Source organism: Mycolicibacterium sphagni, from assembly GCF_002250655.1.
Lineage (GTDB): Bacteria > Actinomycetota > Actinomycetes > Mycobacteriales > Mycobacteriaceae > Mycobacterium > Mycobacterium sphagni.
In genome coordinates this window covers 210,358-233,005 of sequence record NZ_NOZR01000003.1, presented here as the reverse complement: position 1 = coordinate 233,005, position 22,648 = coordinate 210,358, and the positions used below count along the sequence as shown (strand labels likewise).

At 57.6% G+C, this 22,648-nt stretch carries 31 protein-coding genes, 10 tRNA genes and 1 pseudogene; 6 read left to right on the top strand and 36 right to left on the bottom strand.

Translation table 11 applies throughout. The annotated features are described in order from the left end of the window. The first annotated feature begins 28 nt into the window (after window positions 1–28). The 6 genes from CG716_RS05285 to CG716_RS05255 all read left to right on the top strand — a co-directional run bounded on the left by CG716_RS05285 (window position 29) and on the right by CG716_RS05255 (window position 2,660). Window positions 29–406, top strand: coding sequence for a DUF3846 domain-containing protein (locus tag CG716_RS05285; RefSeq protein ID WP_094477133.1), 378 nt, complete (start codon window positions 29–31; stop codon window positions 404–406). A gap of 62 nt (window positions 407–468) precedes the next feature. Further along, window positions 469–1,329, top strand: coding sequence for a DUF7192 family protein (locus CG716_RS05280; RefSeq protein ID WP_094477131.1), 861 nt, complete (start codon window positions 469–471; stop codon window positions 1,327–1,329). A 264-nt stretch (window positions 1,330–1,593) separates the two neighbouring features. Continuing rightward, the gene (locus CG716_RS05270; RefSeq protein WP_094477129.1) at window positions 1,594–1,923 is read left to right on the top strand and encodes a hypothetical protein; all 330 of its coding nucleotides are present in this window, start codon (window positions 1,594–1,596) and stop codon (window positions 1,921–1,923) included. Next, window positions 1,920–2,192, top strand: a complete 273-nt coding sequence (locus tag CG716_RS05265; protein ID WP_094477127.1) for a hypothetical protein — start codon at window positions 1,920–1,922, stop codon at window positions 2,190–2,192. Before CG716_RS05270 ends, CG716_RS05265 begins: the two co-directional genes overlap by 4 nt. Window positions 2,193–2,228: 36 nt before the next feature. Next, window positions 2,229–2,576: a DUF6283 family protein gene (locus CG716_RS05260; protein WP_094477125.1), complete on the top strand. Its 348-nt coding sequence runs from the start codon at window positions 2,229–2,231 to the stop codon at window positions 2,574–2,576. A gap of 11 nt (window positions 2,577–2,587) precedes the next feature. Continuing rightward, window positions 2,588–2,660, top strand: a tRNA-Lys gene (locus CG716_RS05255). A gap of 10 nt (window positions 2,661–2,670) precedes the next feature. Here the strand turns inward: CG716_RS05255 and CG716_RS05250 are convergent. The 36 genes and pseudogenes from CG716_RS05250 to CG716_RS05045 all read right to left on the bottom strand — a co-directional run bounded on the left by CG716_RS05250 (window position 2,671) and on the right by CG716_RS05045 (window position 22,644). After that, window positions 2,671–2,743: transfer RNA gene (locus tag CG716_RS05250), tRNA-Asn, on the bottom strand. 392 nt (window positions 2,744–3,135) lie between these two features. Then, the gene (locus CG716_RS05245) at window positions 3,136–3,762 is read right to left on the bottom strand and encodes a DUF4417 domain-containing protein (protein WP_234817717.1); all 627 of its coding nucleotides are present in this window, start codon (window positions 3,760–3,762) and stop codon (window positions 3,136–3,138) included. Between the two features lie 319 nt (window positions 3,763–4,081). After that, window positions 4,082–4,155, bottom strand: a tRNA-Ile gene (locus CG716_RS05240). Window position 4,156: 1 nt separating this feature from the next. Then, a tRNA-His gene (locus tag CG716_RS05235) sits at window positions 4,157–4,233 on the bottom strand. Then, window positions 4,229–4,303 (bottom strand) — tRNA-Leu (locus CG716_RS05230). Before CG716_RS05230 ends, CG716_RS05235 begins: the two co-directional genes overlap by 5 nt. Before the next feature lie 56 nt (window positions 4,304–4,359). Beyond that, window positions 4,360–4,432: transfer RNA gene (locus CG716_RS05225), tRNA-Trp, on the bottom strand. Window positions 4,433–4,784: 352 nt separating this feature from the next. Further along, window positions 4,785–4,916: a hypothetical protein gene (locus tag CG716_RS31060; protein WP_272938267.1), complete on the bottom strand. Its 132-nt coding sequence runs from the start codon at window positions 4,914–4,916 to the stop codon at window positions 4,785–4,787. 450 nt (window positions 4,917–5,366) lie between these two features. Then, window positions 5,367–5,441 (bottom strand) — tRNA-Pro (locus tag CG716_RS05220). A gap of 1 nt (window position 5,442) precedes the next feature. After that, window positions 5,443–5,520 (bottom strand) — tRNA-Met (locus CG716_RS05215). Window position 5,521: 1 nt separating this feature from the next. After that, window positions 5,522–5,597: transfer RNA gene (locus CG716_RS05210), tRNA-Thr, on the bottom strand. Window positions 5,598–5,609: 12 nt separating this feature from the next. Then, window positions 5,610–5,693, bottom strand: a tRNA-Leu gene (locus CG716_RS05205). An 8-nt stretch (window positions 5,694–5,701) separates the two neighbouring features. Continuing rightward, window positions 5,702–6,013 carry a hypothetical protein gene (locus tag CG716_RS05200; RefSeq protein ID WP_094477121.1) on the bottom strand — a complete coding sequence of 104 codons (312 nt, stop codon included), beginning with the start codon at window positions 6,011–6,013 and terminating at the stop codon, window positions 5,702–5,704. A 131-nt stretch (window positions 6,014–6,144) separates the two neighbouring features. Continuing rightward, window positions 6,145–6,366 (bottom strand): hypothetical protein, encoded by a 222-nt coding sequence (locus CG716_RS05195; RefSeq protein WP_207760579.1) that lies wholly within the window; start codon window positions 6,364–6,366, stop codon window positions 6,145–6,147. Window positions 6,367–7,878: 1,512 nt separating this feature from the next. Further along, the gene (locus CG716_RS05170; protein ID WP_094477109.1) at window positions 7,879–8,664 is read right to left on the bottom strand and encodes a ribonuclease H-like domain-containing protein; all 786 of its coding nucleotides are present in this window, start codon (window positions 8,662–8,664) and stop codon (window positions 7,879–7,881) included. After that, complete coding sequence (locus CG716_RS05165) at window positions 8,661–9,161, bottom strand: DUF6378 domain-containing protein (protein WP_420093171.1); 501 nt, start codon at window positions 9,159–9,161, stop codon at window positions 8,661–8,663. Before CG716_RS05165 ends, CG716_RS05170 begins: the two co-directional genes overlap by 4 nt. Beyond that, a pseudogene (locus CG716_RS30685) lies at window positions 9,043–9,408 on the bottom strand (C40 family peptidase); the annotation flags it as partial. The gene CG716_RS05165 and the pseudogene CG716_RS30685, both read right to left, overlap by 119 nt. After that, a complete protein-coding gene (locus CG716_RS31305) occupies window positions 9,386–9,727 on the bottom strand; it encodes a DUF7427 family protein (protein ID WP_094477105.1) in 342 nt (113 codons plus the stop codon). The pseudogene CG716_RS30685 and the gene CG716_RS31305, both read right to left, overlap by 23 nt. Window positions 9,728–9,799: 72 nt before the next feature. Continuing rightward, window positions 9,800–10,219: a hypothetical protein gene (locus CG716_RS05150; RefSeq protein WP_094477104.1), complete on the bottom strand. Its 420-nt coding sequence runs from the start codon at window positions 10,217–10,219 to the stop codon at window positions 9,800–9,802. A 47-nt stretch (window positions 10,220–10,266) separates the two neighbouring features. After that, window positions 10,267–10,425, bottom strand: coding sequence for a hypothetical protein (locus CG716_RS30090; RefSeq protein WP_165774030.1), 159 nt, complete (start codon window positions 10,423–10,425; stop codon window positions 10,267–10,269). Next, entirely contained in the window at window positions 10,422–10,772 is a 351-nt protein-coding gene (locus tag CG716_RS05145; RefSeq protein WP_094477102.1) for a hypothetical protein, read from the bottom strand. The genes CG716_RS30090 and CG716_RS05145 overlap by 4 nt, the downstream gene beginning before the upstream one ends. Then, a complete protein-coding gene (locus CG716_RS05140) occupies window positions 10,762–11,265 on the bottom strand; it encodes a hypothetical protein (protein WP_094477100.1) in 504 nt (167 codons plus the stop codon). The genes CG716_RS05145 and CG716_RS05140 overlap by 11 nt, the downstream gene beginning before the upstream one ends. A gap of 3 nt (window positions 11,266–11,268) precedes the next feature. Next, window positions 11,269–11,931: an ATP-dependent Clp protease proteolytic subunit gene (locus tag CG716_RS05135; RefSeq protein WP_094477098.1), complete on the bottom strand. Its 663-nt coding sequence runs from the start codon at window positions 11,929–11,931 to the stop codon at window positions 11,269–11,271. Then, window positions 11,928–13,205 carry an RNA ligase family protein gene (locus tag CG716_RS05130; RefSeq protein ID WP_094477096.1) on the bottom strand — a complete coding sequence of 426 codons (1,278 nt, stop codon included), beginning with the start codon at window positions 13,203–13,205 and terminating at the stop codon, window positions 11,928–11,930. Before CG716_RS05130 ends, CG716_RS05135 begins: the two co-directional genes overlap by 4 nt. Before the next feature lie 40 nt (window positions 13,206–13,245). After that, complete coding sequence (locus CG716_RS05125) at window positions 13,246–13,473, bottom strand: hypothetical protein (protein ID WP_094477094.1); 228 nt, start codon at window positions 13,471–13,473, stop codon at window positions 13,246–13,248. Next, on the bottom strand, window positions 13,474–13,887 hold the full coding sequence (locus CG716_RS05120) for a DUF2493 domain-containing protein (RefSeq protein WP_094477092.1): 414 nt from the start codon (window positions 13,885–13,887) through the stop codon (window positions 13,474–13,476). Between the two features lie 240 nt (window positions 13,888–14,127). Further along, window positions 14,128–14,505, bottom strand: a complete 378-nt coding sequence (gene ssb, locus CG716_RS05110; RefSeq protein ID WP_094477088.1) for a single-stranded DNA-binding protein — start codon at window positions 14,503–14,505, stop codon at window positions 14,128–14,130. Window positions 14,506–14,515: 10 nt separating this feature from the next. Then, window positions 14,516–15,013, bottom strand: coding sequence for an HNH endonuclease (locus CG716_RS31300; RefSeq protein ID WP_420093170.1), 498 nt, complete (start codon window positions 15,011–15,013; stop codon window positions 14,516–14,518). A gap of 343 nt (window positions 15,014–15,356) precedes the next feature. Beyond that, the gene (locus tag CG716_RS05100) at window positions 15,357–15,812 is read right to left on the bottom strand and encodes a hypothetical protein (protein ID WP_207760578.1); all 456 of its coding nucleotides are present in this window, start codon (window positions 15,810–15,812) and stop codon (window positions 15,357–15,359) included. Between the two features lie 324 nt (window positions 15,813–16,136). After that, complete coding sequence (locus CG716_RS05090; RefSeq protein ID WP_094477080.1) at window positions 16,137–16,478, bottom strand: WhiB family transcriptional regulator; 342 nt, start codon at window positions 16,476–16,478, stop codon at window positions 16,137–16,139. A 29-nt stretch (window positions 16,479–16,507) separates the two neighbouring features. Then, on the bottom strand, window positions 16,508–16,846 hold the full coding sequence (locus CG716_RS05085) for a WhiB family transcriptional regulator (RefSeq protein ID WP_094477078.1): 339 nt from the start codon (window positions 16,844–16,846) through the stop codon (window positions 16,508–16,510). Then, window positions 16,809–17,183 carry a RusA family crossover junction endodeoxyribonuclease gene (locus CG716_RS31295; RefSeq protein ID WP_094477375.1) on the bottom strand — a complete coding sequence of 125 codons (375 nt, stop codon included), beginning with the start codon at window positions 17,181–17,183 and terminating at the stop codon, window positions 16,809–16,811. Before CG716_RS31295 ends, CG716_RS05085 begins: the two co-directional genes overlap by 38 nt. 57 nt (window positions 17,184–17,240) lie before the next feature. Continuing rightward, the gene (locus CG716_RS05075) at window positions 17,241–18,200 is read right to left on the bottom strand and encodes a phosphatase domain-containing protein (RefSeq protein WP_094477076.1); all 960 of its coding nucleotides are present in this window, start codon (window positions 18,198–18,200) and stop codon (window positions 17,241–17,243) included. Further along, entirely contained in the window at window positions 18,200–18,424 is a 225-nt protein-coding gene (locus CG716_RS05070) for a hypothetical protein (RefSeq protein ID WP_094477074.1), read from the bottom strand. Before CG716_RS05070 ends, CG716_RS05075 begins: the two co-directional genes overlap by 1 nt. A gap of 91 nt (window positions 18,425–18,515) precedes the next feature. Then, entirely contained in the window at window positions 18,516–20,063 is a 1,548-nt protein-coding gene (locus CG716_RS05065) for a nicotinate phosphoribosyltransferase (RefSeq protein WP_234817716.1), read from the bottom strand. Beyond that, complete coding sequence (locus tag CG716_RS05060) at window positions 19,990–20,865, bottom strand: ribose-phosphate diphosphokinase (protein WP_094477070.1); 876 nt, start codon at window positions 20,863–20,865, stop codon at window positions 19,990–19,992. The genes CG716_RS05065 and CG716_RS05060 overlap by 74 nt, the downstream gene beginning before the upstream one ends. A 525-nt stretch (window positions 20,866–21,390) precedes the next feature. Next, window positions 21,391–22,644, bottom strand: a complete 1,254-nt coding sequence (locus CG716_RS05045) for a replicative DNA helicase (RefSeq protein ID WP_207760586.1) — start codon at window positions 22,642–22,644, stop codon at window positions 21,391–21,393. Window positions 22,645–22,648: the final 4 nt, after the last annotated feature.

Here is a 22,648-nt window from a genome sequence, read left to right as displayed (position 1 = left end):
AGCGTACGGCTGACGTACTGTAGGTGACATGAGCAGCGAAACCAAAGTCTTGGTCCTCAAGACGGACCGTACACACGAAGTCGTGGCCGTGCCCGGCGACGATATGGACCTGTACCGGTTCATGCGCAGCACAATCGGTGACGACCTTGAGGCCGTCTACGGATGGACCGACGCGAACGCCGAACGGGCAGATGTCGCGTTCATGCTTGGTGAACACGGTAAACTTCAATCCCAGCCGATAAACACGCAGGCCACAGCCCTTTGGTGGGCTCTGAACCCTGATGCTGTCGGCATTGATCGCCTCTGCGGCGTGGTTGTGGTGACTGGTGGCGCAGACAGGAACGGGGACACCCTGCCCGTTCTTGACAAGGTGATCGAGATAGTGGAACGGAGGGGCGGCGAATAGTCGCCTCTCCGTTTCCCTCTCCTAAACAAAACTTATTCCAAAAACTCTAAGGTGGCTTAACCATGCGCGTTGACAGGCGGGTAGAGGAAGACGGACGCAACCGCTCAGTTGTCATGTTTGAATCGTTCACCGAGCTAATCGACCATAACCGCGAGCACGACCACCGCAGCGCGGCAATGAACAGCACGTTCTACGGTGCCGCCAACATGAAAGAAGCCGACGCTATGGCCCGCCGGGGTCTACCGCGAGACGGCGTTGAAGCAATCAACCTCGCACACGATCACGTCTCACACGTCGCTGGCGACCTCATCCGGCCAGTCTTTGACGAGTTCTACGACACCAGCGGGTCATTCGTAGACATGGGCCGATTCGTGGACGGCACCCCCGAATGCATGGTGACGTACTTCCCCACCGACGAACCCGGCAAGTCCAACATCGTCACACTCATTATGAATATCTCGTACAACTGCGGCATTAGCGCTGACGCCATTAAGAAGAACGGCCAGTCAATGATGGCGCTAGTTGAAGCCATCGAGACATGCGGCCTGCAAGCTGAAATCTGGGCGGACAATCACGTCCGGGGCTCTCGCGGCGGCACAAAGGTTTGGGCTCGCACCGCCGTTAAGCTCAAGCGGGCCGGTGAACCGTTCGACGTGGGCATGTTCATGTACGCACTGACTCACCCGTCATTCCTGCGGAGTCACATCTTCAACGCAATGCACAACCACTCAAGCGAAGTGCGTAGGGCCTGCGGCATCGCGCACAGCGGCAGCTACGGTATGCCCGTCCACGCCGCTCAAGACATGGACGACTTTCCCCCATACTCGATTTACATCCCAGTCATTTCAAGCGACAGTCAGGCCGGGAAGTTTGTGCCAGCCGTGTTGAAGCAGCTGGGCCTGGTCAAGGCCGACGCAGCCTAATCTGTCACAGTGACGAAAGGTGCTAGACCGTGGACAACTGCGTAGACGCCCACATTGACGAGTACGGGCCATGCCAGGGGCCGGTGAACCGCTACGAAGCCCTATCAGGCAGCGGCGAGCTGTACCCCCGCTGCACACGCCACTACGGCACATACGTCGAACGGGTCCAGCCACGCATCGACGCGATCCGCCAGCAGTACCCCGACACAGACACCCCGCCAAGTTGGTTTGACCCAACGTACGCGGGCGAAAGGTGGAACGAAGATGACTAAGGCTAAGCCTATAGGCGTAGGCATTTGCATTAAGTGCCAGATTGGCGGCAAGTCCCTACTAAGGGGCGGCTGGTGCCAGGAATGCAAAGACAAGCACAAGCCCGGCAGCACAACCGGCGTGGCCGGTGTCTACGCGGGCGGGCCGATCTGGGCCGTGCGTTGGTCCGAAAAGGGCTTTGAACCCCGCATATCGTCCATATCCCGGAATGAGGATGAAGTGCGCGGCTTCTACAACCACCTGGTTATCCGTTATGCGGAACTTGGCCGCGAGGATAAGCCGGAACTGTTAGCGGCTCGCATTCATTGGGTGGTGCAGGAATGAGTGACCTTAAGGCGGCATTAGAGCAGCTAGAGGCCGCGATCACCGATCAAGGTCCCCAGCCCGACTATCACCGACGCGTGATGTCGGACGTTCAAAGCAGCTGGCCGACCTTGTGGCAAGCCACCCAAAACATTCGCAAGGCAGCACACGAATTCGACCAACTAAAGATCGTCATTGAAGTTCTCCGCGAGGAGATAGCCGACCTAAGGCCCTTAGTCGAGAAGTGCCAAGATAAAGAGATCGAATTGCGCTATTGGGCTAATAGGTAGTTGACAAAGGCGTACGGCTCCCGTACTGTATAGGACATGACCGGATCACTCCCGCACAAGCGCTACCCATGCAACGAATGCCCCTGGCGGCGCGACACCCCACCCGGCAAGTTCCCCGCAGAACGCTACGAAGCGCTCCGCAGCACCGCCGGAGAGGCCGGGCACGAACGCCCCTTAGGCTCACCCATCTTCGCCTGCCACAAGACAGACGAAGGTAAGGAACAGGCTTGCGCAGGCTGGCTTGCAACCGTAGGGATAGAGCACATCGGCATGAGGCTAGCCGTAGTAACGAACCGCTTACCCGGCAGCGTCTTCCAGCCCGGAGATGACTGGCCGGAGCTGTTCGACACCTACGACGAGATGGCCGAAACGCAGGGGGTATGATCGTGCCGCAAGCGCCTATAGCTCAGTTGGTAGAGCAGGAGACTTTTAATCTTCGGGTCCTAGGTTCGATCCCTAGTGGGCGCACTTTCTAAAGCTGACATCGCAGGGGTCGAACCTGCATCCCCCAGATTAACAATCTAGTGCTCTGCCAATTGAGCTACATGCCAATGTCAATAAAGAGCCGCCCCCCCCCCCGGAATCGAACCGGAATAAACCGCTTTGCGGGCGGCAGCCTAACCATTCAGCCACAGCGGCACCACAGCACCCTTGCAGGAACCACACAGGTGCGATAACATACGCGAAAACAAAACCGAAACCGGGGGAAAAGCCACAATGGAAGGTGACATCACCACCGCATTCTGGTATCTACCAGTAACGCTCGAAACATGGCACCTAGCAGCATTCCTGCTAATCGCCGCCATACTCGGCTACACCTTCCGAATCGGCCAAGTAAAAGAACAGCAACACCAGCTAGAAGCGGAGAGCAGAGGACCCGCCCCCCAGTCCCCTCACAGGGACACCTAGTTTTCAAGACTAGTCGGCACTCTAACGGCCTGCTTTACTCTCCCTTAAGCACCTTACGGCGCTCATCCCAAAACGTCGGAAACTCTTTCACCACAGGCAAATCCAAACCCTCCACATAACGCAACTTCCCATAGCTAAGCACAATCGCCGGCTCAAGCCGAGACACCATCTCACTTAGCCCCATCTGGAACCACGTCTGATCTTCCTCAGTCGCACGCACACCCAACGCAGACACAGCCACCACGCCGCCGCGAGGCAACCCCTCAAAGCAGAAGTCGTACGTGTCCGGACGAGCCCAGCACACAGTAGGAATGACCCTCACGCCCTGGCCTTGCCAGAACGCCCCACACCAACGGGACCGGTACACGTTCCAAATCTGCGCTGCACGCGGCATGTCACGCCACAAACTGAAATCGGGGGTCAGTGCCCCACCCACCGCCAAAACTCTGCCTACGGTCCTCTCAGGGCTCGTAAACGCAGTCTCAAAGCGGTAGTCGTCCAAAAAGAAATGAATAGCGCCGTTCTCCCGAGCTGCACGCTCACGCTGACGCGGCATATGCCAAGCACCCAGATAATCAGGCACCCAATCACACCGCTCCAGATCAGGGAAGCCGAACGCGTTATCCGATGGGAAGATCGCACGCAGATTCAACGCGTCCATCTTGGCCGGAGCCTCAGACCAAAACTGTGAGCTACGAGTGCCATACAGGCTAAGAACCTTAGACACTCCACCCCCAAGTAAGCCAGCATTGAATACGTGTGTGTATATCTAAGTGCAGATCACCGTTGGGCAATCCGGATCAAACAAGTGGTAAACCACCCCAACAACCCCGGTAGCCACCGGAATCGTAATCAGCACGGCCATAAAGATCACCCACGCTGTGCATAACCGATAAAACGTCTTATCTGACATGTACCCGCCTAATTGTGCTACCGGTCAATAAAACGTCAATACCTCGCGCTACTGACAAATAAACGCGTACGCAAGCAGGGAATTGAACCCCGGACCCCCGCCTTATCAGGGCAGTGCTCTAACCAACTGAGCTACCCGCGCGTGGCTTAAGGACTGAATCGAACAGTCGACGCCCGAGTCACAGTCGGGAGCTTTACCACTAAGCTACTTAGCGTGGCCCCCGAGTGATTCGAACACTCACTGTCGCGCTTCTAAGGCGCGCGCCTCCTGCCAGTTGGGCTAGAGGGCCATATGTCGCAAAGATGCAGACACCCGCATAATGGGCCATAGAATGACCATTAAAAGCACCGCACGAATGATTTGAACACTCATCCACCCGCTTTGGAGGCGGGGACTCTACCAATTGAGCTAGCGCGATAAGAACCAGGGATTATTTACCTTCGCCCCTGGTTAACGAATATGCGCCCGCATTATGCATCATGCCGACACAGCCCAATTCGCCGCAGGGCCACGCGAGTTGATAACCCGTCCTCTGGGTAGCTACCCATCCCGGAATGGGTTTCCGTCAGCGCTCTTTACTTAGGGGCTACAGTTCCTAGGTTATAAAGGCGTCGTGTGCGCGGCTGACGATCCGCTATTGCACCGACCCAAGTTTTGTGCGGTTGGCTATAACGGTGGTTTCCCTCACCGGTCCCGTTCAGTCGATGGGACTAACCGGTAGGCCCACTAGCCCACAAGGCTAGGGTGATCCCTACAAGACTTGAAACTCACTAGTTGCCGACCTTCGCCGCAGAATCAGCCGGGTCCGGAGCCTCAGCCTTAGGCCACTCATTGCGATCACGCAACTCCTGAACCACATTCAGCTTGTCCTTAGCGACCTTAATCGGGTCCTTATCAGTCATATCAACCTCCTAATTGAGCCGCTTGCAATCGCCTGGCGTGCGTAACACGTCGGTGGCAATTGGCGCACCGGACCTCGCACTTGGCAATCTCAAGAGCTATCGTCTGGACGGCGAAACCGGCCAGCACCATTTCCGAAACGTTGTTTCGCTTAACACCCCGCACATGATCAAACTCAAGCACGATAGGGTCACGCTCCCCGCAATCCACGCATGGTTGCGCCGCTAGGCACCCATCGACGTACGCCCGAGCCTTAGCAATTGCCGCAACTCGCTGAGCAGCCACCGCCAGCTTTCGCTTGTCGCTACCGTGATAGTGCGCCCGGTCAGTGATTTTCTGGCATGGCCGACACCGGCCCTGGTGACCATCTTTAGCTGACTTATTTTTATTGAACTCAGAGTGTGGCTTTTCCTGCTGGCATTTACCGCAGCGTTTCACCACACCCCCTAGTGTCTGGCTGGCACGATTTGAACATGCGACCCCTCGCATCCAAAGCGAGCGCTCTAACCAAGCTGAGCTACAACCAGATGGTCGCGGGAACAGGAATTGAACCTGTGACCTTCGGCTTATGAGGCCGCGAAGCTACCTAACTGCTACCACCCCGCGCTGGAGCTGCCTGGCGGAATCGAACCGCCGACCTGCCGCTTACGAGGCGGCTGCTCTACCATCTGAGCTAAGGCAGCACTATTCAGTTGTAGTCGTGGTGAGACTCGGACTCACACGGGCGTAAGCCCACCAGCTTTTGAGGCTGGCGCGTCTGCCAATTCCGCCACACGACCTAACAAACTCAGGCGCGGACATGCAGCCCAATCGGCTCGCTGCACAACTTGCGCGGCGTGCTCGCTGGCGCATTCCAGCCATCCTGGCGGCGCACAGTCGGACTAGCGCACGGTGTGCGGCGCTTCTCAGCTTCCCGAGCCTCCAGCAGCTCTACAGCCCGCTTGAGCCACGTCATCGCCGCCAGGTGCCCCCCATCCGGCGAGTCCACCGCATAGTTCGGTGCATCCCCATAGCGCTCGCGGTACATCTCAAGCGCGGTGTCAAAGCCGCCCTCGTAAGCCCACCCAATGAACTCATTGGCACGCTCACTCTCCGTCACAGACGGCAAAGGCTCACTAAACACACTCGGCATGGAACATCTCCCCCGCGAACTCCACAACCTCATCACCCAAACGAATCATGTCGTCACAATCCATACAACGGCACTCAACCTCAGACTGATAAACCTCGCTAGTCACTAGACCCCGCAAGAATCGCGGCCACCTTAGGAGCCAAATTGAACGCGTGCGCCCAATCAATCAGCTTGGAATACTGATCCTCCGTAAGCTCAGCACCGCCATGCCCCTGCGAGAAATCCACCGTATTCAGATTCCCATCCGGGTCAACGTACTGAATGATCCGAAGCTCACCGACAAGGATGTTCCCCTTATCATCCGGAGCGATATCAGACATCATGCAAACCAATCTCTAGAGGTTTTATGTCTAGGCGTAACGCCGCCATCCCCCAAATCCTTATTGCACTTCAAATGCATAGGCTCAAGATTCTTAGCAGAGGCGAGCAAAGGTGAATCCGGCGGCAACGAAGACACCGGAACTTTGTGGTTAGCCGAAGGTCCCCACGGATTAGACTTACGAGCGTGCTTCAACTTGCGGCAATCATCACCACAAGTAAGCGGAATCAAATGCGCAGTCTCAACCGTGAACAGTGACGTATCAACGAACTGACAAATCGGCTTCAAGTTCAGGTCAATAGCCTTACGGCACGGCGGGTACGCGCAAATCTGCGACTCACGCAGCACCCGGCGACGAGCCCTCAGGTAGTCGGCCTCAGTCTTGCCCGTTGCACCTTTCTTCCGGAGGTTCCCCGGCATCGTCAACCTCGCAATCATGCCGCCAAGGCGGGCCATACCAATCGCCACAAACAAGGCAAACCGGATTCCCACCAGGCGTGATCAAGCCAGCCTTAGCCTCTCGATAACGGTTACGGTGCGGGACAGCCGCGTTAGAACGGCGCAACTCTTGCCGAGCCCGCGCAGCGTCCCTACTCATCGTCCAAATCCACAAGCCGCCGAGCATGAATAAGCAGAACACCTTCAAGCTCATCAATAAGCCCAGGATCATCGCCCTTAGCGCGCGCATACTCAAGCCCAGCACTCACAATGCCGAAACCGGCCGCCGCAGCAAGCCCCGGCGAAGTATCCCCAGGCTTACCCATTACTTAATCCAACGACGGGCCATGCGATCCACATTCAAAGCAGATACATTGTTAGCCAAAGTAGGACGCCAAGACCCTGGCAATCCCGAGTCCTTATCGGCAGGCGGAACAAACACCTGCTTATTATCGAGCAGAGCACCCAAAATCATTTGGCGCATCACATTAGGCCGCGCAACAGGCTTCATCTCTTTTATCTCCCCACTAAATCCCCAGGCTGAACAGTCCGCAACACATAAGCGTTTCCACCACAGACCGCCGCGCGGCACGCGGCAAACGTATCGCCATCGAGCGGCAGTGCGGTCTCATCAATCAGCAGCAAATCGAACCTCTGCCCACGAATATCCACGCCCCACTTAGACCGCCCGAAAGCCCTATCGTGACCCTGCTCCCAGCCGAACTCGCGGAACAGCGCCTTAGCGCGCTCCAGTGACCCCGCTAAGACAGCGAACTTCTGGCTCATTACGCAGTGCCGATCCGCCCAACAGTTACCATCGTGTCGGACCAAAGAACGGTCAACGCTTGCAGCGAATCCTTGGAGACATCAATGTCTCCCACTAGCAGCAGACGCGGTGCAATCGAACCCGGCGCAAACCCGCGACCGAAATGCTTACCGCCGCGAGGCGTAGTCACCAACCACCCGTCAAGGCCGAACCCCTCACGGATACGGCCCCCCTCAGGATGATTCTTAGCGTAAATAACGCCACTCCACTTCGGCTTAGCCAACGGATCAGCTGGCAATGCCCATGAACTCACACCGACCTCAATTCAGTAGTGCTCCGAATACGCTTACCGCGCGAAGTCGCGCCACAGTCATTACAACGATGCATCTGATAGACACCCGCAGCAGTGACATACGCCTTAACGCCGTCTTTCTTCAAGTTCGTGCCATTGCACTTAGTGCAATGCAACTCACCGTCATCAACGGTGTCCTCATACAAAGCCAAATTCAGGTTCGTCAACCACGGCAAATGCTGTTCAAACAAACGACCGGTCAAAACCACATCATGTTCGTTGTACTCACGCATAAGCTTCTGCGCCGCGCGCTGCTCAGCCCGCGTCCCATGCCGGATATCCCACCAAAGATCGGACCCGCCGTGATGAACCTTGCGATCCTTAAGGATCATGCGAGACGACCAGTCAAGTTTCATGGACATAAGCCCACCCTTAAACCAGCGCCTAACAGTCTTAATCAAGTCAATCGACTTGTACGGAAGCGGGCGGCCCAGACCCAGGCGAATGAACTCGGCTTCAAACCATTGCAGGTCGAACCGGTCACCATTCCAAGTGACCACGATATCGGCTTCATTCAGCAGGTCGAAAGCGGCTTGCATCATGCGCCGGTAAGCATCGTCGTCATAGTCCGCCCAAGCGGCCTTGAAGATCACCTTGTCGTCGTCACGCCACTTAGCGGCGAAGCACAACACCCGCGTAGGGGTCTGCACCTGGTCAATGCCAATGAACTGCTTAAACAGGCCGAACGTCTCGACAATGGCGCGCTGCGTCTCAATGTCAAGGATTAGGACCTTGGCGCTCACGCGAACGCCTTTGGCCCAGCGGCCATAGCCTTCATGTGATCGGTGACCAGACCCGCGCCCATAGGGCCGGTGTAAACGTGAGTGTCGTGGATACTGGGCAGCACCGCCTGCGCCTTTGGCTGCTCAGCCGAATTAATCTTTTCAGCAAGGCCCGCATAGCCCGCAGTGTCCACATACGAATCCCGGTGATAACCACGCTTAGCGCGCGACACCTTCATCAGCAGCAGCAAGTTAATCGCATCCAACGCGGAAATCTTCGTACCTAGATACGCCGACCAAAGCTCAGCAATCCGGTTCCAGTTCTGCGCGGTATCGCCATAGTCCTGCTGACGCTGCCCGTTGATAATCCGCTCAGCCTCTTGGCAGACCGTTTCCTTAGTCAATTCCCCGTTCCTCCGACCCCGGCAAATACATGTGGTGCGTAAACTGCGCCTGGTAAGCTCCCCCGCCACCAACCGCAACGCCGCCACGTTCACCTGAGGAAATGTTTGTGCCATCCGGCAACGTGACCGCCGTGTGCTTAGAGTTCCAACCGATCACCAAAGCACCAGGCTTATCCCCATCAACAAAGCCACGCTCCCTAAGAGCCGCCGCCTCACTATGAGTGTCAAACCTGCCGCTAAACGGATCGCGGCCAACAGCAATGTTGGAAACCCACGACGCTAAACCACTACAATCAGTACCCGCCGGGGAATTGCCACCCGAGATATACGGTGTACCGTTAACGCCGCCGATAAAAAGCATTACGGCGGAAACTAGCTCCAAACCAGTCAAGATAAATTCTCCCAACCGCCACAAACGGGTCTAAACCACCCGGAAGTGCGTTGATTAAATGCAGAGCCACGATCACCGGCACAGCGCGCGCCAGGATCGGGTGACTCTCTACGTATCTGTCCCAACCTTCGCTAAGAAGCTCCCCCGGCGGACACGCAATCTCATAGGCGATGATCCCGCCAGTGAGTGCGAGCCACGCGATGTCGGACGGCTTCAATGCACCCCCTAAGTAAGTAAGGCGGTGCTCCCTGATAGAGCCGTCCCGTTCAGGCCAGCCGTCCGAGAGCACCGCCCTAGCGCAGCCAGAACCGATAAGGACTTCCGGTTTAAAAGCCAGCCTTACCGGGCGCGCTAATCCTCTTTACAGAACCTCTGGAAGTTGCGTCACCGGGGGATGGCCCTTTTCACAGTCCAAACAAATCCGGTGACCGGTGCCCCAATGTTTCGTGTTCTCCCGCGAATAGACATGACCGTTCCGGCAGCGATTCACCCGCACCAAAACCTCAGCCTCATCACTGTTCGGCACATGCCACTTCAGATTCACCAGCCGGTTGTCCGTAGGGTCGCCATTCGACCACCAGGGAACGCCCCCAGGGGGCCGTGGACCGACAAACGTGGTCAGCACCGCCAGATGTACCTGAACCGTCTTTTTGCGAACCTTGACGGCCCGCGTGGAGCCGTTAATGGTGAACTCGCTCAAGATGCGGCCAGTCGGAGATTTGAACTTCCCCTGATCGCTGATAAAGAACCCATCGGCACCAGATAAGGGCAGCCAAGACATAGTTCTCCCTACAAAAACATTAGCACGCTTACAAAAGAACTACAGCGCTAGTCGTCATAGAAAGCCCACACCGAATAGCCCGAGCCAAACGGATGGCCTTTCTGCTGCATCTTGTCGATAACCGACTGGCGAAGCTCCACCAATAGCTCCGCTTGCTCTAAGCAATCCATGTCGGGCACGTTTAGAACCTGAACCATCATTTTCATTGGCTACCCTTTGTGGCGTTGTACGTCAGGACATCCCCCACCCGAAACAAAGTCCGACCATTCGCAGCCTTGTGCTTCCGAATGCGCTCCGGATGCCGCCGCGACCAATCCCGAATATTCCACTCCGGGATGCCGTACTTCTCAAAGAACCACCGGGCCGGGACCATCGCGTTAACGTCCACCACCGTGTTGTCACACACCCACGGCTGACCGTAATCAACCATCAGCTTGTCGACCCCTAAGCACGCTTCTAGGTCGATATCAGCGAGCGCGTCCCGGTAGTGATCAATGATCCGGCGCAGCCGGTCGTCCTTAGTGTCTTCGGGCCAGGGCCAGCTACCCGCCACGGCTCATAAACGAGGCTGGGGTAACCCGCGACCAAAAGCGCTTGATATCGCGCGCCTCAGGCTCGCTAGCGGACTTGTAGCGCGGGTTGTCGCCCGTCTCGATGATCAGGTAGGTGCCCGGCGAGACTGCGAACGCGTACTGACCGGCCACCGACTTACGGACGGTGCCCTCCGGGTCGCTGGTACGCACCTTATTGATCGCGTCCACGATCAAGTCAACCTTGGCGTCAGGGTTAAGGGTGACCCTGGACAGCGCCTTGACCGCCACCCGGCGCTCGGTGTCAGTCAGCTCAATCAACTGAACCTCGGGATCATCCGGACGGGCAGCCTTACCGTCAACAATGTCGACCGCCTCTTTAAGGCCCAGATTCGGGAACTCGGCCCGCAGAGCCTTAACCGCCTGCACCTTACTGACGCCGGGAGTGACCGGCTCCCGCTCAGGCCGCAACGTGGGGGCCTTAGCGCCAACCCCCGAGAAATCCCAATCCACCATTACTTAAGCCCCCTCAATCCGATCCACAAAACCAAAACCAAACGCCTCCTGAGCGTTCAGCCACACATCCTGCCGAGTCCACAACTTTGTGAACTGCTCCGGAGTGCATTTACCGTTAGACCGCTCGACATAGATTTCGCCGATACGGGTGTTCATCTTCCGGTAGTAAGCCATCGTGTCCTCAAGCTCACCGATCTTGCCCGCCGTCTGACCGGACAATTCGTGAACCATAAAGAACGACTCCGGGCCAATAACGCGCTCATCCGCCGCCTGGACCAAGACCGTCGCCATAGACGCCGCCAACCCACGCACAGTGATAGTCAGCTTGTGCTTGCCGCCGCCCCGCAACGAATAGCGGGTCAGCGTGTCAAACAGGTTCAAGCCCGCCAAGCAAGAGCCGCCGCCCGAATGAATCTCGACATTCATGTCGCACGTCGGGTCGATACGGTCCCAGAATGCAAGGTGCTGCGCGCAAGCGCTGACGTGCGCGCTATCCACGGCACCGATGAAATAGTGCTGGCGCACCATATCGTCGGTCGCGTTGAAATGGCGCTCCTCGCGCAAAGCCTGAGCGGTCCGCAGCTCAGCCAACTCACGCTCAGCCCGCAGCTGCCCAAGCTTCTCAGCCCGGTAAGCCTCCCGAAATTCCTCGGTAGTCAGCGTCACGCAGCATCCTCCATATTCAATTCGTTAGTGTCCAACTGCTTAGTCTCGTACTCAAAGAACTTCGGACTCTTTGCCTTGAGCACCCGTGGAATCTGGCCCTCGATACGCACGCAGATACCCTCGTCCACCGACTTGGGATCGCTAAGCGGAACCGCGTTATCGTGGTTATCCGTGTAGCGGGTGTCCAGATACAGCGACGACCAGCGCTCGACAAAGTTGTGCTCAAAGTCCGCGTCGGTAATCACCCAACCCGACCAAAGCTCCGGCACATGCTTGAGCCCCAACGTCGCACAGAAGTCCTTAACGCCAGCCCACGACAGATCGGCCATGATGCCGTCTTCGTTAACCGTCGCCACCCGGTACACGTAAAGCTCGCACGCACCCGGCTTCAGGTTGTAGGTGTAACCCGCCTGAATCGGCTTGCGCTCGTCCACCCAACCGATCAGCTCGCCGTACACGATGAAGTTCTTAGGGATCATCCCGTCAAGCTTCTTACCGTATTCGGTCCACAGGTCGGTGTCGTAGAAGTGGTTATTGTCCGGACGGCCCTTAATGACCCGCCGTGACCCGAAGTTGTGCTTGTAGTGGGTATCCGGCGTGGAAATCTTCAGCCACTTGTTAACGAACCGCTCAAGCCGCCCCTTGTCACGCAGCTCCGGCACGTTACCGCCGCGCCAGCTGGTCCCATGCAACTTCTGCGTGACCACGACGAACTTAGGATCACGGAAGTGATGCAGATTCCTAAACAGCTGCTCGGTGTCCAGATGCATCTTGAAAATGTTCTGGTCAACCCGCGAACGAATCTTCGGACCCTTAGGCAAACCCTGCACGGCCTTACCCGGCACCACGTACTTACGGCAGATCGTGTGACCGTTCAGCTTGTCGAAGGTGTCACCCGGTTGCAGCGTCGACACGTCATAGCCGGTGTAGGCCAGCGACGACAGCGGCATAAGCAGCGCATTGCTGTTGTTCTTCCGCAGCCGGATCGCCTTAACGCGGGCGTTAGGCTCAAGGTAGCCCGTCTCGTTGGCGTCCCGGTTCAGGGTCGCCTCACGGAACAGGTTGTTTTCCGCCGCGTACTCAGTATCAAGCTGCGTCTCCGCAGTGAACAACACCCGGAGGTCCCCGGCCTTAATGTCAGCCTTTTGGGTTAGCGACTGAAACCCGAACAGCGGAATGGCAACCAGGTTGTCCAAGCCGACCACGCGCAGCGGTTCGGGCACCTTAACGATGGTTGCCGCGTAGTTAACGTTCTCCGGAATGTCGAAACTCACTCTATCTCCCGATCCAATTTCTCAATCCATGCCGCAGCTGTCACAGGAACAGCCGCCGAATCCGGTCCAAGATCAGCACCCGCTCTTTGCGGCGGTCTACGTGCGCCTCTCGCGCCTCTTTCAGCGCCGGGCGCACAGTCACCGCCGTCACATCCGCCACAGGGTCATACGAGTCAGCTACAGGCGCGTAATAGGCACCAAACTTGTCGGGGCCAAGTAGCTCATCGTGGGGCGGGCTCACCCGGCCCTGGTAATGCAGAACACTCATCTAGTCATCTCCGTAATTGATCACGCGGATACCGGCACGCTCAGCCCGCTTCATACAATCCCTAGTGCCACGCGACTCCCCCAACGGGAAAGCCAGGCACAAATCCGCGCCAAGATCCACCATCAGCTGATTACGGAAGTGGCCTTGCAGCGGGCAATAAGGCTTACCGTTCTTAAAGCGCGGCCTGTGATAGCAGCCGGTGCCGCACGGTTTATCCCATTCCGCCGGGTGGCCCTCCGCTGTGACGCCGACCCGGCCACCCGCATACCGGCGGGCAATAGTGTCAGCGCCAGGCGCGCACCCGTGGACGATAATCGCGTCCTCGAAATGCTTGGTTTGCGCGTAAAGCGCTAAGTGCAACAGTTCCCAATTTGACCAGTCCCGCGAACCAGTTACCAATATCCGTTTACTCACGCCACCAACCCCGCCCTAACTTGTCCTGCAACTGCTGGTAAACACACTCCACACGCGTCACCTTCGACCCATTGGGGATCGTGACCATATGGCCGTCTAAGTCATAAATGCTGTGATTACCGCCAGGACGGCGAAAGACGAAGGTCATCCCCCGCACTTTCGCCGCCCGGTCAATTTTGCGCAGCACAACAGAAGTCTTTTCGTGAGACACAAAGCAACCTTTCGTAGCGGTTAAGCGACCTACCAGCCGGAGTTATCCCCACCGGAATAGCCGCCACCCTCGCGGTTCTTCTTAGCCCGCATGTTCTTACCGACGAACTCGCCGTCAACCTCAAAGACCGACTTCTTTTCGCCGTCCTTTGTGTACGAACGCTGCTTAAGCTTCCCGACCACAATCACCGAATCGCCCTTACGGAGCTGATCAGTCACACCCTCAGCCAGCTCACGCCAAACAGACACGCGCAGGAACACGGTTTCACCGTCAACCCACTCATCGCCCTTTTTGACGCGCGGCGTAGACGCCACCGAGAACTGAGCGACCGACACCCCGGATTCCAAAACGCGCAGTTCCGGATCGGCGGTTAGGTTGCCCTCAATCCTGATATCGACGTTAGCCAACTAATACTCCTTATCCCGCCAACTGGTATTCACCAGTCGGCATTTCGTTAACATCCCGGTCGCCCTTACGCACGTTGCATTCAAAGCAAGCGGTACGACAATTTCCGGGTTCATGCGCCCCACCCTTTGCAAGGGGAATCACATGGTCAATGGTTGGCGCGAGTGGATCAGGCACCTTCGCATCATCGCTAGTGCGCCTATTGCACAAGTAGCACCAATAGTGGTCGCGTTTGAATATTTCGATAGGAGATACCGACGAAACAAACGCGTCCCTCAAACGGGCGCGGCGGCGGGCGCGAGCCGCGCGCCTACCATTTTCCTCTAACCGCTCCGCGCACTCGTCCGAGCAGGTCCGCCTCCAACGGCTCGCATAGATGAACGAGCCATCACAGATCACGCAATACCCGGCGATTAACACCTTGTCGCCGCGCGAGTGGGTATTAAGCTTGGCCCTCTTTTCTGCCAGCGGGTCGCCTACCCACTTAACCAACGGACGGGGACCGGCCATCTGCCAAGCGGCAGCCCTGGCGGAACATGCGCGGGAGCAGAACATAGCCCTGGTCCGTTTATCTGCAATGCCCCGTTTGCCGCAGAATTGGCAATCAAACTCCACTACGCGGGGACGGGGGCCGTGCCAATGCTTTCGGTTGTGGGCTGACTTTGCTTCACCGCAAACTGGGCACCGGCATCCCCGGCGATACCCCTGCAACCCGTGCTCAGCAGCCCTATTCGGCCTAACGTTATAGGGCGCGTCGAACGGCACGCCGTTCTTAATCCGTTGGTAGTGAAAGAAGCAATACCCTTTAGCGTAGTATTTGCGCTCACATGTGGGCCATTCGTGACATACCCGCTCACCGCTTACGGGATTTAACCTCGCAGTAGTCTTCATATTGCGCCTTAGTCAGAGTCGTCCCGCAGTCAGAATTTGTGCAGTAGATTTTTTCTTCACCAACCCAACCGCCCAAAGTTGGCAGCTTGCACTCAGGACACGGCACCCGCCGCCGCTCCCAAATCCGCTGTAGCCCGATAATGCCGTCAGCCTTGGAATGGGCCGCGCGGACATCAAGAGCTATCTCCAGCCCGCCGGTAAGGGTGATCAGGTCCCGAATCTGGTAACCGTCGACCCGGCGGATCAGCGCGCCTATCTCTGCGATCAAATCCATGACCGTCAGGTTCAGCGGAGCCTTAGGTTCAGCGGAGCCCTTAACCTTGGACTGGCCTACCGAACGTGGGATGTAGCCCTTGTACTTGTCCAACAGGCCGAGATAGGTGGGCAGCTCGTCAAGGCACTTCTGCACGTCGCGCACGCACCCGTCACACAGGGGCCGTAGCGCCGTGATGGCGGGGCCGTCAGGCGTACGGCTCACACAGCGCTTACCGGCGCGGCAGCGTGGCTCTAGAACCACCGCTGACCACTTGGCAGGTTAGAGAGCCAACGGATTAGCTCTTGAACCTCCGGGTTAGCGTCACGGTGAGGACCAAGCAGATTGATCGCCTCGCCGGGCAGGAAAACAATAGGGGCGGACAAATCACTCTGGCCGCACCCCTTGTCGACGTACACACAATGCGTGCCGTACTTCGGATTGAGCGAGTAGCTAAGCACACCCCCGCAGTCCAGCTTGATTTTCGTGCTAAGCAGCATTTCTCCCCTTAAGGATTTCCTTGCGTTCCGCCTCAGTGGTTCCCCCCCACACACCTTCGGACCGCTCGTAATAGTCATGGCTTGAGTCCCAATCAAGCGCGTACTCCAAGCACGCCGCTTTAACCGGGCAACCCCCGCACATCGCCTTAGCGGCGTCACGCTTATTGCGGCCACCAGCGCCAGGGCCGGGATGGAAGATGTCATTCTCAGGGCCGGTAACCACACCCTTGCAGGCTGCGCCCGGAAGTTCCGGAATCTCCAACTCCGGGATAAGGCGGGTACGAATACCACTCAGGTTCTTTACCTGAATAGTCTCCTGGCCCAATCCCATGCGCTTGACGATTCGTCCTGGCGACTTACTCACGCAACCTCCAACTCGACGGGCCAATAAACAGGCTCCATTTCGACAGGCCAATAAACCGGCTCGCCGTTATCGAACTCGGTGTCCTCACCGCGTTCCTTAGCTAGCGCCCACCGTTCACGGGGGCTCAACGCGCCGCGCATCCCGAAGCGGTGGTTGTAGTCAAGGCCGCTTTCCTCGATTAGCGCGGCCTCTAAGCACTCGCTAACGACCGGGCACCCGGCGCAGATTTTCTTAGCCTCAGTCATCTTGTGGCCTTGCCCTTCGGCGTAGAATGCCTCAATGCCGATGTACTGGCACTCAGCCAGTTCCCACCATCTCAATTCTGGTGTCGTCAACTTCCCAAATCCTTATCTCAATACGAGGGTTTCGTGTCTCTGCCTTAGTTACGGCTAGCCGCGTCTGTATGACGTAATCGCTGTGATCGTCGGGCCAAACACCGACTTTCACCAGGCCGTCTAATACACCTTTTTGGAACTCCGCTAGTGAGTCCGAATCCCGGTTGCGTCTATCCGGGGCGTACCAGGTGATTGACACGACAGACGGACCTAAGTCTTTTAAGCCCGCCTGCCGGGCCAACCAACCTACTGTTTCTTCTACTTGCTTCTTTGCGTCTGAACGTTTCCGCCAGTGGGATTGCCACGCCTGATTGGTGGTTAGGGGCGGTCGCTTCATCGGCACTGTTAGCAGGTGTTCTACTGCTGCCTCATTTCAAATATGCGGCCCGCCTGGTTAGAAGTCCCCCGGCTGAACTTGCAGGCACTTAAGCCCCAGCGAGCGCCACAGGTTCACAACCTGGTCACGGTCGTCCAGCACGAAGCGGACGTTGTATTTGCCGCGAATGTTCTCATCGAACAGCGTCGACTTCACCAGGTAGTCAGGCAACTTGTTCCCATTGCCGTCCTTAGCGCCGGTAGGCCGCATGTGCAGCTCATCGAACTGAATGCCGTGGTTCGCCAACCACTTGACCGTCTCGTCCCGGCAGGAATCATCCCGACCCGAGACGAACAGGACACGCGGATATGGCAGGTCGCGCGCCTCTACAACCGAGTCGTAGCGGATAGACGCAGCCAGATTGACCAGCCACCTAACATGCTCGTCAACCGTGTCCGTGTGGACCTGTGTGTAGTCGTACGGCGAACGCCCGTCCATATGGGCCACCGTGCCGTCGATATCCACGATGATTGCCTCAGGCAGTCCGTCGACCCATTCGACCGGCACCGGCGTGAACGTGGGCGGCGCTTGGATATCCGGCCAGTTCTTCTGCGGGTGACGCTTAGCCATCCGCTTAATCACGTCTTCGCCGACCACGCGACCAGCAGTCTTAGTGAGCTGGCGTGCATGGTCCCGCCGGATGCAGTCCGCCGCCGGAGTGTCCATGTCGACGCGCTCAAACTTCGCGCCGTACTGGCTCGCCATCTTCGCCCACTTACGCAGGTAAGACGGCTCCAAATGCGTGGCATCCACGATCACCGACGTACCGTTCTTCAGGAACGCGCTAACCTGCGCACGCTCCGCAACAGTGACCTCGGCCTCACGGTCCTTATTCCCAGTGAAGTAGTTATCGTGGAGCATCTTCCGCAGCTCGACCCGACAAACAACTACCGCGCCGGTTTCGTTAGCGATTTCCCGCGCCTTAGTGGACTTACCTGAACCCGGATAACCCCGCATCGCGGTAAGCGTCAGGGTCATTAGTAAAACACCCCAGCCTGAGTCATCGAGTCATAAATGTCAGCGAGCCCGATGGACGCCACGCTGGCCGACAGCGACCTCTTGTCATTCGTGTGGAACTGGTCATCCTGGGCCAGCTTCACCCCGATGTTCTTGAGGCCGATCTTGACGAACGGGGCCAGCTGCTCCGGGAACTCCAGAGTGACCGTGCCGTTCTGCTTAGTCGTCTTTGCGACAGTGCTCATTTAAACCTCCAAGTTGTTGCTGCGATGGATCAAGTACAGCAGCCGTACTCCGGAAACAGTCCAAACTGTCCGGAAAATCGGACAAACAGAATTAGGGCTGACGGGCCAAATTGGCCCTGACCTCGGCGAACGTCTGCCGATTCACAAACTGGCCGTTCTCCCAGATCGGACGGAGCACACTGGCCGACTCGTCGTAGGCGTCGGCGTCCTGCACCAACACCAGCTCGCCGGTCAAGTCATGCAGCACCGCCAAACGCCCGGTAGCAGACTTCTTAGTGCCGTCGTCGGTGATCGGATTCTTCAGCAGGTTCACGCCCTTGCCGTCGACCTTCGCCCACGTCGCTTTCATCGCAGACCCGAACGTGTCGCGCGTATTGTGCTGGTACGTAAAGGAACCCACACCGAACACCACATTGGCCGACGACAGGTTCGACCGCCGCATACGCTCCGTGATGCTCTTGGCGCGGTCCAGCGTGATCGAGTCGCCATAGATCAGACCCACATGCGGATCAATGTCAATGAACCCGGCAGCGTTCTTAGACCCGCCGAACGTGTCGTAGAGCAGCCCCAGCGCGCCCTTCCACTCCGGCGAACCATACGGCGCAGACGGATCACCACAGATGATCTTTTCCGGGTCACCCGAGTCAGGCCGGATAACCAGCTTGCCGTCCCGCGCCAGAATCTTGTCCCTAAGCGCCGGAAGGTAAACCGTGAGCACCTTCCACAGATCGAACGTGTCAGAAACAACGCTGACAATGCCGGTCGGGTACAGGTCCAGCAGCCGGGAGAACGTCTCCAGCTCGCCCACAGACTCGATGCCGGTACACATCACCGAGTGCTCAGTAGCAGGCACCGACCCCGCGATGTACTCGCCGCCGTAATAGCGGTCGATCCAATCGAGAGCCACCAGCGAATCCGTGCCCGTGAAGCTCAACAGGTGAGCCGCACCGGACGCCGCCGCCGTCTCATGCGACGACATACCCCGATAGCTGAAATCGTGAATCTGCCAGTCGATCCCGACACGATCCGCACCCGTCAGCAGAGCAGCACGTTCCATGACGCGCCGGTATTCCTTAGCGATGGTCGCAGACGTAGACGGCTGCCACACCCCGGCGCTAATGCCCGTCTCGACGTAGTTGGTCAGCCAGTAGAAATCGTCCAAGGTGTTCTCCACCGTGAACGAAGGCACACCGATAGGCACAAGGGTGCCCTCCGGGACCGCGCAGAACCGCAGAGGCAGATAGCCCAGGTGATGAAGCGCCCGAATATGGGCGGTACCGATACTCTCCGCAGCATCCGGCCCGAGAACCTGAGTGACCCGCTCGCGGTAGAGCAACGCCACTTCATCCTCATTAGCCGCGAAGAAAGGCTTGAAAGCGTCTACCAGGTGAGCCTGGATATACGCCTGCAATCCGAAGTGGACAACCTTGTCGACGCCAGGCAAGCGTGACTTGCGGTTAGTCCAATTTGAGTACACGCCGCTCACCTTGCCGCTGAGCGCGTACTGGTCGATATGACCGAGCTTGTAAGCATCGGTTTCAAAGAGTGCCGCTACCGGCGCGAACCTAGACATATTTAAGCCCTTCAACCATCGTTTCGTGCATGTAAGTGAAAGTCGGCACGATTGACGAAGCCACACCCACCCGGTTATGCCCAGGGTGAGAATCGGTCGTCATAATCCGCCCGTAATAACGGGTAAGCAGATTCGCTTTACCGGAGAAAATGCCGTGCGTAACCCACAGGTCAAGGTGCGCGCGGTCAAGTCCACTGGCGTCCGCCAACTCTGTAAAGGTCCAACCGCCATCGCAGATATCGTCAACCACCAGATACTTGCCGCTCTTAGGTACCGTCAGCTTGTAGTCCAGCAGAATCCCGGAGTTGAAATCCCGCACCTTGTCGGCCACATACAGGTCCAGCCCGTAATGCTTAGCGACCGCGCCAGCGCGATCCACCGCGCCCTTATCCGGGGCGATAATCCCGTCGTAGCGCCAATGCCCCTGAGTCTCCAAAGCCCGGTCAATCAACGGCAGCGGGCTAAGGTCCAGCAGGCCATGTTCGGCCCCGTACCAAGTGCCGTTACCGAACCCGGAATGGGTGTCAATCGTGATGATCTGATCAGCGCCCATAGACTCAATGAACTTGGCATAGACGTACTTAGCGATTGGCTGAGTGCCATCGCTCTTGTCGGCCCGCGCCGCTGGGAGGTACGGCAGTTTCAGCACGAACCACATTTCGCGGTCGTGCGCTATGTCCGCCCACAAGGCAGCCGCCATAAGGTCGTCTAAGTCCGCACCACGAACATCCGCGATATAGACCGTCTTCTCGTCGGCCTCCGGGATGATGTTCTTAAGGTGGACCTCCCCGCCCGGAAACTTGAAAACCTCAGCAGCATTCCGCCAAGTCCCAGCGCTGGGCGTGTAAGTCCTCAAAAAAACGGCCATGTGTCATCCCCTAAGCCAATGATTCGCGCGAGCCGGATAACGAAGTGCGCTGCGGCTAGCTCAACAATTGTTTCGATAGGGAGTTGTTCACCTATCGGGTTTATGTAGTCGTCGTCAGGCTCAATCACGGGGATACTCGTCTTCGTCCTCGTAGCCGCCCTCGCAGCGCTCGCAAGCACCATGCCGCCCGCCATAAGCGGAATTGCCGCAGCCCGCGCACCGGTCGTTAAGCTGCGCCATAAGGTTCGTCCCCAGGCCCAGCTTTTCCACAGTCCTCTTTGGAATCACGTAACTCATCTGGCGAAAACCTCCTATAGCCCGCCGCGAAAACACCCGTCACCTGCTCATCGCGCGCCCAGGTCCAACACTCATCGAAAACGGCACAGACACCGCACTTAGCGCGCATCTCCCGCCTATCGGCAAGAGTTAGTGTCTTCATAACGCCCGTGAATCGGGGATCATCGTGGCAATTGGCCTCGTCCTGCCACCTAAGAGGCTTAGGTGACATAAGCAATTCAATGCTCACTATGAAATCCGCTGGTAATGCCCCTCGAAACTGAGTGCAAGATCGCCCATCCTCCCGTTACGGTTCTTCCCCACGATCATTTGCAGAATGCCGGGATCGTCCTCGTCGTTGTGCAGCAGCAAAACCACATCGCAGTCCTGCTCGATAGCGCCCGACTCGCGCAAGTCACCGATATTCGGGGCGCGCACCTTACCGCCCTGTAGCGGGCCACGGTTCAGCTGGGAACACGCGACGATTGCCACATTCAATTCCTTAGCCGCGATCTTCAACTCACGCGACATGTGAGCCACTTGCTGCTCCCGTGACGCCTTTTTGTCTGTCGCAGCCATCAGCTGCAAATAGTCGACAACCAGCACATCAACCTTTGCCATTGACCGGGCGTGACTAACGATCTGCTCGACCGTCTGCCGCGACCGGTCGTTAACCTCGAAAGGCAGGGTCCGGTTTTCCTTAAGCCACCGGTCAATCCGGGCTCGTTCTTCAAGGTCCAGCTTTTTACGCATGATGTGGCTGAAATTGACGCCCGCCCCGTCAGCAATCCGCCGGGACATCACTTCATCTCTGGACATTTCCATTGAGAACACGGCGCTATGGAATCCCCAATGCGACGTATGGCCCGCTATCTGCAACGCTGCGACACTTTTACCGACACCAGGCCGGGCGGCTATGCAATAGAGCGCACCGCGACGTAGACCGCCGTTCAGACTGTCGTTCAGTGAGGGCCACGGCGTTGGGATCACACTCTCAGAGCTGGCAAGCCATTCCTCCCACGAATCAGCCAGCAGATCGAACGTCAATGACGCTCTATCCGGCTCGTACTGCTCGCGGAAAAACTTCTCACCCTGGCTCATCAGGGCGTGAACATCATCAGACGTTGACGCCTCCGTGTACGCCAGCTGCTTAAGCCGTGTTCCCAGCTCGGACAGCCGCCGGAGCTGGGCCTTGTCCAAGACGATCTGCGCGTACGACGACACGTTGTAGGCCGTAGGCGTGACCTCGATGCAGGTCAGCAGGTACGGAGCGCCACCAATCTTGGCGAGCTGGCCGCGTGTCTCAAGCTCACGCGCGACCGTCATAGCGTCGACCGGCTCACCGGCAGCCACCAGGGCTAGCGCCGCCGCGAATATCTCACCGTGAACGGGCCGGTAGAAATCCGACACGGTAAGCATCGTGGCTACTGTGTTAAGTGCAGCTTGTGACATGAGTAGCGATCCGATTACGCACTGCTCTGCCGCCAAGTCGTGAGGCGGCATCGGT

Bases quoted from the DNA above. Each gene is read 5' to 3' on its own strand.
- CG716_RS05070 (WP_094477074.1), bottom strand. From the start codon at position 18,424: ATGAGCACTGTCGCAAAGACGACTAAGCAGAACGGCACGGTCACTCTG.
- CG716_RS05140 (WP_094477100.1), bottom strand. From the start codon at position 11,265: ATGGTGGATTGGGATTTCTCGGGGGTTGGCGCTAAGGCCCCCACGTTG.
- CG716_RS05285 (WP_094477133.1), top strand. From the start codon at position 29: ATGAGCAGCGAAACCAAAGTCTTGGTCCTCAAGACGGACCGTACACAC.
- CG716_RS05280 (WP_094477131.1), top strand. From the start codon at position 469: ATGCGCGTTGACAGGCGGGTAGAGGAAGACGGACGCAACCGCTCAGTT.
- CG716_RS31060 (WP_272938267.1), bottom strand. From the start codon at position 4,916: ATGACTGATAAGGACCCGATTAAGGTCGCTAAGGACAAGCTGAATGTG.
- CG716_RS05265 (WP_094477127.1), top strand. From the start codon at position 1,920: ATGAGTGACCTTAAGGCGGCATTAGAGCAGCTAGAGGCCGCGATCACC.
- CG716_RS05195 (WP_207760579.1), bottom strand. From the start codon at position 6,366: ATGTCTGATATCGCTCCGGATGATAAGGGGAACATCCTTGTCGGTGAG.
- CG716_RS05165 (WP_420093171.1), bottom strand. From the start codon at position 9,161: ATGGCACAAACATTTCCTCAGGTGAACGTGGCGGCGTTGCGGTTGGTG.
- CG716_RS05270 (WP_094477129.1), top strand. From the start codon at position 1,594: ATGACTAAGGCTAAGCCTATAGGCGTAGGCATTTGCATTAAGTGCCAG.
- CG716_RS05075 (WP_094477076.1), bottom strand. From the start codon at position 18,200: ATGACCCTGACGCTTACCGCGATGCGGGGTTATCCGGGTTCAGGTAAG.
- CG716_RS31300 (WP_420093170.1), bottom strand. From the start codon at position 15,013: ATGGCCGGTCCCCGTCCGTTGGTTAAGTGGGTAGGCGACCCGCTGGCA.
- CG716_RS05060 (WP_094477070.1), bottom strand. From the start codon at position 20,865: ATGGCCGTTTTTTTGAGGACTTACACGCCCAGCGCTGGGACTTGGCGG.
- CG716_RS30090 (WP_165774030.1), bottom strand. From the start codon at position 10,425: ATGAAAATGATGGTTCAGGTTCTAAACGTGCCCGACATGGATTGCTTA.
- CG716_RS05150 (WP_094477104.1), bottom strand. From the start codon at position 10,219: ATGTCTTGGCTGCCCTTATCTGGTGCCGATGGGTTCTTTATCAGCGAT.
- CG716_RS31295 (WP_094477375.1), bottom strand. From the start codon at position 17,183: ATGAAGCGACCGCCCCTAACCACCAATCAGGCGTGGCAATCCCACTGG.
- CG716_RS05125 (WP_094477094.1), bottom strand. From the start codon at position 13,473: ATGAGTGTTCTGCATTACCAGGGCCGGGTGAGCCCGCCCCACGATGAG.
- CG716_RS05260 (WP_094477125.1), top strand. From the start codon at position 2,229: ATGACCGGATCACTCCCGCACAAGCGCTACCCATGCAACGAATGCCCC.
- CG716_RS05090 (WP_094477080.1), bottom strand. From the start codon at position 16,478: ATGGGATTGGGCCAGGAGACTATTCAGGTAAAGAACCTGAGTGGTATT.
- CG716_RS05045 (WP_207760586.1), bottom strand. From the start codon at position 22,644: ATGCCGCCTCACGACTTGGCGGCAGAGCAGTGCGTAATCGGATCGCTA.
- CG716_RS05245 (WP_234817717.1), bottom strand. From the start codon at position 3,762: ATGGACGCGTTGAATCTGCGTGCGATCTTCCCATCGGATAACGCGTTC.